Source organism: Sagittula sp. S175 (genome assembly GCF_049800975.1).
Classification (GTDB): Bacteria; Pseudomonadota; Alphaproteobacteria; order Rhodobacterales; family Rhodobacteraceae; genus Sagittula.
The window spans coordinates 1-7821 of record NZ_JBNAGB010000052.1 but is presented as its reverse complement, the minus strand read 5'-3'; the positions used below and the strand labels follow the sequence as shown (position 1 = coordinate 7821).

Annotated in this window: 5 protein-coding genes; 3 read left to right on the top strand and 2 right to left on the bottom strand. The window is 57.7% G+C overall.

Annotated elements, in window-relative coordinates; translation table 11 throughout:
• The coding region (locus ACP16H_RS26290) for a transposase (RefSeq protein ID WP_425070187.1) at window positions 1-380 on the top strand (380 nt) is incomplete at its 5' end.
• A gap of 127 nt (window positions 381-507) precedes the next feature.
• On the top strand, window positions 508-1071 hold the full coding sequence (locus ACP16H_RS26285) for a hypothetical protein (RefSeq protein ID WP_425075099.1): 564 nt from the start codon (window positions 508-510) through the stop codon (window positions 1069-1071).
• Window positions 1072-2334: 1263 nt separating this feature from the next.
• Here the strand turns inward: ACP16H_RS26285 and ACP16H_RS26280 are convergent.
• Window positions 2335-5754 (bottom strand): AAA domain-containing protein, encoded by a 3420-nt coding sequence (locus ACP16H_RS26280; protein ID WP_425075098.1) that lies wholly within the window; start codon window positions 5752-5754, stop codon window positions 2335-2337.
• Between the two features lie 794 nt (window positions 5755-6548).
• Between ACP16H_RS26280 and ACP16H_RS26275 the strand changes: the two genes are divergently transcribed.
• Window positions 6549-6875 (top strand): hypothetical protein, encoded by a 327-nt coding sequence (locus ACP16H_RS26275; protein ID WP_425075097.1) that lies wholly within the window; start codon window positions 6549-6551, stop codon window positions 6873-6875.
• A gap of 566 nt (window positions 6876-7441) precedes the next feature.
• On the opposite strand, the gene ACP16H_RS26270 is transcribed toward ACP16H_RS26275, so the two are convergent.
• A partial coding sequence (locus tag ACP16H_RS26270; RefSeq protein WP_425070187.1) for a transposase occupies window positions 7442-7821 on the bottom strand: 380 nt, incomplete at its 5' end.

Here is a 7821-nt window from a genome sequence, read left to right as displayed (position 1 = left end):
CGAACGAGGCGATCGGCAGCGTCACCGCAGACGGTGCGTATGATACCCGCAAATGCCACGACGCCATCGCTGACCGCGGTGCCCATGCCGTCATCCCACCCCGCAAAAACGCTAAGTCGTGGAAGGCCGTCACCGCGGGTGCGGTGGCCAGAAACGAGGCCCTGCGAACTTCGAAATACCTCGGCCGCGCTATCTGGCGAAACTGGAGCGGATACCACCGCCGAAGCCGCGTCGAGACCAAGATGCACTGCGTTAAACTGCTGGGGCAGCGCCTCATGGCGCGGGACTTCGACCGACAGGTCGCTGAGCTTCAGGTCCGTATCGCCGTTCTGAACGGCTACACCGCCCTTGGCATCCCTGTCACAGAAGTCGTGGGATAAATCCGTCCGGGGAAAGGGGAACTCCGCTCAGAGACGGTTTTGTGCAACAGAGTCACTCACACATCTCTTGTATTTCGGCAGTTGCTAGATAGGTTTGACGAGAGCGCGCCAAAGCATGTAGGAAAAAATGCCACCGATACCGCAAACTGCTGTAGACATTGCATCCCTCACCGTAAGCACATTGGGATTAATTGGCCTGCTGCTCGCCTACTTCCAGTTTCGGCTTTCTAGAAAAGCCAATGAGCTGACGGCAGAATCGTCCCGATCGAGCTTCATTCTTAAAATACACAAATGGTTTCGAGAAACTCCCGAGGAAGTAGCGTTCTTCTATCGGCTGGATTACGCCTCTCGGAAGGGTGCTTTCATTTTTGATCCGGAAAACTTTCCACACTCAGACGATGAACGTCAATTGGATGCAATCCTATATAAGTTGGTTTTCGTAGGTGGCCTTTTAAGGCGAGGCATTGTCAATAAGGAAGATATAGCATGGATGGAATTTATCGTCTCTGCGGTGCTCTCCAACGCAGAGGTTCAGAAATACTTGACCTGGCTGCAAGCCTCAAGTCAAGTTCCTGGCCACTCTGAGTTTGTTGATGCTGTATTTTTGTTCACAGAGCTCGTGGAGGAGCTCGGTGAAGGGGACTTGCTGAAGGAGTATATTCGAAACGCGAAATTCGGTGCTGTGGTATGAGTTCTGCAATAAGAGAAGTTTTATCTGGAGAATTTCAGAATTTAGATTGGGGTCACTATCGACGTCTTGATGATTTTCTATCAGGGCTTCCAAGGAGTCCTGATACAATGGCGCATTCGGCAGCCTATTTTCTGCACACAGGCAGACGTGGTCTGTATCTAGTCAGGAATAAAAAAGGTTCGGCATTCGTCGCAGCGCACCCCAATATAGAAAGAACGTTCCTCGTACTACCGGCAGGAGGTAGTTCAGCACCAGAGCTTTGGCGTGATCTTTGCCGGAAGATTTCTGAAGGCGGTTGGAGTGTTTCCCTGGGCAGGGTTCCCGACACTCTAGTGTGCGGTGTCGACGCATTGCGCAGCTTTACATTGGTCACCGAGCAAACGCTTGACTGGCGATACCCAGTAACAATAGTCGATAACTGTAAGCTTAGTAAACTGAATGGGGGCGAGTACTCTGAATATCGCCGAAAAGTCCGACGTGCGACAAGGGGTGGAGCAATCTCAATTGTGAATCATCTGTCCCCGATGTACGCCAAACTCGAAGCGCCAGTGAGAAGGATGATCGAAGAATGGGCGGAAACTGTCAGTGCGATAAAGAAATTTAATGTTGAGCATTTGGTGTCAAGCAACCTGTCTGCATACAGGCTAGGGCTATTGGCGAAGGATCGAATGGACTTTCGGATCTATGTGTCGGGCTCAGATGTTGTTGGTTTTTGCGCCTCCGAACTGCCCGCTACGGGAGATACAGCAAATGGAATAGCAATGTGCGTTGATAGGGCGTGGGCGGGATGCTCTGAGTTTATGTATTGGTCTGAAGCGAGTGAACTCATAAGACAAGGGTATAGTTATTACAATATAAACGGCTCGGAAACGAAATCCTTGGATGATTTTAGGTCAAAATTGAGGCCGACAAATAGGATTTCGCTTCATACGTTCGAAATTTTGAGTTGATAGCAGTAGCGTAGCCGAAAGAGAAATGATGATTTGCGCGCAAAATTAATTTTTCGTGCCATTTCCATCCAATATACCCGGAAAGGGCTGGCAGCCGCATTCTGCGTGAAATTATTATTATGGACACCGCCTTAGTAGCGCCCCACGTGCCTTTTGGATATCGCTTCCTTTGGCCTCGCAGCGAAGTTTAGCTTTCGGCCCTGTGCATCGTACAGGCAGGTGCTAGTTTTTGGTCTTGTTGGATGTCTGCTCGCTGCCGTTAGTCTAGGGCGCAGCGAAGGTCGACTCTCCGCCCTCTTTTCCAACCGTCGAATCATTTTGAACGGCCCATCAGGGCGTCTCGGATCGTCTGAATTTCAGTCTTCAAGTGCTTACCTCGGTACAAAAAAGAGGTCTCGTGGCGCGCATATTGTCCCTGCCGGTCGGCACTCAACCAGTTGAAAGACCCGACGCAAAGGAGGTCAGTGTCCACCGAAACGACCTTGCTGTGCAACTTCGGGACACCGTGAAACGCTACGCCAATTGACGACAAGCGGCGCGAAACGGTTTCCATTTGGGTCAGACCATCGGTGGCAGGTCGCGTGTTCAGCAAGGGGTCTGCGAACACTACAACCTCTGCACCTCGGTCGCGGGCCTCTTTCATGGCGGCCAAAATCCCGGTCCGCTCCATCGTCGAAGCAACGACCCACGGGCTGACGATCATGTACTTGCGACCTTCGCCACGGAGCGCGTCAAGCAGGAACGCATCGTGTTCCGCCGCGTCTTGGAGCATCTTTAGGGTCTGATCAGCCCGTGTGAGATCATCTCTGGGCTCCACAGCGAACTCAAGCGCCCTGCCCTTCGCCGATAGGAACTCGGTCAGCAGAGCACGCGGAGACCCGCTGCGCGCGCTCGCGAGGACATCCATGTCACCAAACACGAGGCAGCTGTCCTTGGCGCGGGAGGCCATAACGTTCAGCATACTTGGCGAGGCGTCGATAAAACCGCCATCGGCGTGCTTCGAATAGACCGGCGAAAACAGGATCACAGGCCGCTCTGCGCCTTGCAGCGCGTGAACGGTACCGATGGTCATGCCCGCAGCCCCGTCAGTGTTGACGTCCCTGTCAGCGCAGGCTGCGCGAATGGCACGGACCTGCTGGCCAAAGGGTGTCACCACACCGACGATTTTCTCCAGCGGCTGCCCGTACTCCCGTTCCAGGTCACGACGATTGGACGCGAGCCAAGCCGCGATAGTGCGAGCCTCGACTATATTCGTGCGACTGCCGCCTTGGGCGACCGAGCGACCGTCGATGTGGAGGTATCCCAAGGCGGGGAGCAGGGCATCCTCAGGAGCAGGTCCACGCATGGGACGGAGTTTTCCCTTGTAGCACAGCGCGTTGCTGAATCCGATGATGTCATCGCGGCAGCGGCGATGTTCGAACAGGTAAAGGCCGCGTTCGAGGTCTGGCCAAGGGGCAATCTGGCACGCCTGCTGAGCAAGGCGCATCGCACTCCCGTCGGTGGTTCGGATCCCGCTCTGCGCCAGAGCGTCTGTGTCCTCCTCCCCCGTGATCAATCCGCAGTCTTTGAGGTTCCCGAAATCAACCGGCGCCGGAACAGACGAAATCGGCTCGATTTGCTTCGTGTCGCCGATGACAAGTGCGCGCTTCGCCAATGAGAAAGCCGCACCGGCGACTTCAGGGAGCACCTGACCAGCTTCATCGACAATCAGCAGGTCGATGAAATTGTACAGGCTGTCCGTCGCGAAACTGCCTGCCTCATACCGGCTGCACGTCAGCTTTCCGGGCAGGCTGGCAAAGGTTACAACGGCGCAGGGCGTCAACATCATGCGGCGATGCCATCGCGGTATGACGTTCTTTCTTCCTTTCTTTTCTTGGGAGGACGCGATGGCCGCCAGATCTTGTTCCATGGCCAGAAGCCAGCGACCTTCCCAATAGTGCGTGGCCAGCAGGAAAAGCTGGAAACGGGTACCGAGGTCGGCTGCTTTTTCCAGAGCGACCGGATCGTCCGAACCACCGAAGGGCTCCGTCGCGTTCCGCCACGCCTGCGCCATCTGCTCTGAGGCTTTCAGAAGGGCATCCGCCTTGGCGAGACGCTTTTCAGCCACGCCAAGGGCTGAACGCGCGGCGGCCGCCGCTTCCGTCACATGCGCCTCGATCGCTTCCACCCGGTCAAGCGCAGACAAATCTCCGGCGGCTTCGCCGAGGGCCAACTTGGCGCGCAAGGAACGCTTCTTTCGGACACTGCCCAGAAATCCGAACGCGGAGGTCAGCCAAGATTCCTCCGCGAGGTAGTGTTGAAAGGCTTTGAGGTCCCGGTCACGATCCTCTGCCACAGCCTTCGAAGACCGAAGCTGTTCAGCGCGGCGCCGATACTCGGCCAACGGATCGGTGCCAAGGTCTGCCATGACTGCGGCACGGGCCTTCACTTGGGCCGCCTTGGCGTCGTCCAGCTTACTCAGCTTGCTAACCTCCGAGATCATCAGACTTTGAAGCTCGGTGACCAAATCGCTGACGGCGGCATCAGACTGGTCAGGAAAAGCCTTCCGAGCCGCCTCCATCCACGCGGCCTTCGCCCGTTCGAAATAGGCCACGGTCTCACATTCGGCCTGAAACGCTTCCGTCTGATACCGTCGTGCAGCCTCGAGCCGCCGGGAGTGCGACGGGAGAAACATCCCAAAACTGTCGATGTTCGGAAGCCAGCGCCCTGCGAAGACCCCTTCGCCCGGCGCGAAATCCTTGCCGAAGGCGTCGATGATATTGGTGACCGCCTGATTGTTTGACGAAGACGCCACGATCACTGGTGGATCTCCGCCCTCCAACGCAGCCTTGACCCAAAAACTGGCCACCGCTGAGAGCAACATGGTGGTCTTGCCTGTGCCGGGCGGACCGTTGACGGCAATGACCTCTCCGGGCCTGGATGCATCCAGCCACGCCAAGACTTGCCGCTGGTGTTCCGCCAAGGGAAAATTCGGGTTGGAATGCCCAAGCCTGCGCGCGAACTCCGTCTCAACGGACCTGTCCGAAACATCGTCGTATAGGTTTGGCGCGATAATCTGAGAGAGGAGCGGTGTGTCCGGCTGTTCGGCGAGCAGTCGGTCATAGAGATCCAGCATCCCCCGAACTTTGGCATCTGCCCCCTCAGACACTTCGATGAAACCCGCACCGGTCGGCAAATAATCGGCGTCACCAGCAGGCCACCCAGGTGCCAGAGCGTCCAACATCTGGCGGCAGTGTTGGAGATAGTCCTCCCAGCCATTGCCCGGTGTCGCTTCTGGCAAAGGCGTCGCCGCAAGAAATTCGTCGAGCGTTTCGACGGAACCGAGCGAGAAGCAGCCATATGGCAAGGGTGACAGCAGGTCTCGCGCAATCGCATTCCGGATCGGTATCAGCCGCCCCGCCCGGTCCACGAGACCTTCCGTGACGACCGGTGCAACGAGATCGGGCATCCCATCGGCGCGCTCAGCGCCATGCGAGGTTTTCCGGGCGGTCACCATAGGCCAGAACCGGACGAAGACCGAGCCGCCGTCCACGCCGCGAAACAACCGCTGGACAGTTGATCTGGGCAAAGCCCCCGACTTCAACGCCGTGCCCGGAAGCTCAACAAACCGCTTTCGATCTGAATTCCGGAACGTCCCCTCCCCAAGCGCACCATCTGCCAGGGACGCGCGCCAGTAGCGCAACACGTCAGTTATTTCGGGCGTCATGGCAAAGTCACCGTATAAGCTGGACATTCAAAATTCGCGTAACCCCAGAGACTTGTTCGAGGTGCCGTGGCTTTTTGGTCTGCCCGGGACAGGAGAGCAAGCCCCCGGCCAAACACGTGAAACTTTTCCCGGCACGTCTTCGAAAATCGGCTTGCGATTGAGGCTCACATGCGCGAACGTGTTGGGGCACAAGTTGGAAACCAAGCGGCTTCGGGACGGAATCCCCGCGCTTCCTGACCAGTGAAACAAGGCGTTGTTCACGTTTCGCCCCGGCCCCTACCGCCGGAGCCATAATCCAAGCACGCTACCGATCCGCAAGGGTTATGTGAGGCGGTGTGCACCTCAGAGTCCATTTTGGCCTGTGAACTTTCACGAGTTGGTACACAAGTTGTCTCCCTCCTGTCGCCTGGGATGCGAGAAAGAGTTTTGCTTGGCGGCGCTACTGCGCATCCAAAACGTGATCAGACGCGATCAGGGCTTGCTGTTCAGGCGGCGGATCCCTGCGCGCGTTCTGGAAATGAAAAGTTTTCCGAGTTCGTTTTTCGCCATCTCGCTTCGACCGCAACCGCTTTGGCGGCAGCCTCAATCCCATCGCCGTCGAACTGGGGGCCATTTCCCTCTGGCTAAACTCGCTGCACGCGGGCAGCTTTTCGGCGTGGTTCGGCGACCAGCGTCACGCGGGCAACACACTCATCGGGGCGCGCCACGCCGCCTGTGATCCGAAATCCCTGAAGGCCGAGAAGAAGGGCAAAGGCCGGTTTGGACTGACCCCCCATGACCTCGGCCCCAACGACGCCCGCACCAAAGGCCATGTCTGACAGTTGTTCCTGCCCGCCGAGGGCATGGCGCCCTTCGACAAGGACAAGTCCATCGCCGATCTCGTGGGCGACGCGCAGGACAAGATCAACGGCTTACGCGTCCTCACCGGCACCGCGCATGTCACCAACTCGCTCCCCTATCAGCGGCTCAAGACCGTCGTGGAGTTGTGGTCCGCGCTGTTCGCATACGCCTGTGATATCCGAACTGCTGAAACAGGTCCCGGCGCTCGATCAGATGGCCGAGTCACGGCAGAAGAGGCCTACGACACACGCGAATGTCACGTTGCCATCGCGGCCCAAGGCGCCTACGCCGTCATCCCGCCCGAATGAACGCCAAGCCATGGAAGGCCGTCATCGCTGGCGCGGTCGCCCCAAAAAAACAAGGCACTGCGCATCGCGATACCTCGGCCGCGGCCTGTGGCGCCCCCTCTCGGGACATTTCCTTTGGAAATACCCTGCCGGTCGTGGATGCATTGCGTGACGCTGCCGGGCGGGGCATGGCACGGGACTTCGACCGAAAGGTCGCCTAAATCCAGATGCGAAGCGCGGTCCCGAACGGCCGCACTGCGCTCGGCGTACCCGTCACCGAGGCCTTGGCATCGCACGGGGCAAGGGAAACCTCGACCACCACTCGATTAGTGCAACAAGGCCTGCATGTGGCGTAAGCCAGTCTATGTCCCGGTCCAGCCAAACGAGCAAAGATCCGCGCCACTTCATCGCGTCATTATAGGACTTCCATTTGGTCGCAAAGTAGTGGACAGGTTCGGTCTTCTCACGCCAGACACTTAACCCACCAGGTTCACATAGTGAATCCGGGAAGTTGATGAGTTCTGCAGTAACCCGACTCTGTTGCACAAAACCGTCTCTGAGCGGAGTTCCCCTTTCCCCGGACGGATTTATCCCACGACTTCTGTGACAGGGATGCCAAGGGCGGTGTAGCCGTTCAGAACGGCGATACGGACCTGAAGCTCAGCGACCTGTCGGTCGAAGTCCCGCGCCATGAGGCGCTGCCCCAGCAGTTTAACGCAGTGCATCTTGGTCTCGACGCGGCTTCGGCGGTGGTATCCGCTCCAGTTTCGCCAGATAGCGCGGCCGAGGTATTTCGAAGTTCGCAGGGCCTCGTTTCTGGCCACCGCACCCGCGGTGACGGCCTTCCACGACTTAGCGTTTTTGCGGGGTGGGATGACGGCATGGGCACCGCGGTCAGCGATGGCGTCGTGGCATTTGCGGGTATCATACGCACCGTCTGCGGTGACGCTGCCGATCGCCTCGTTCG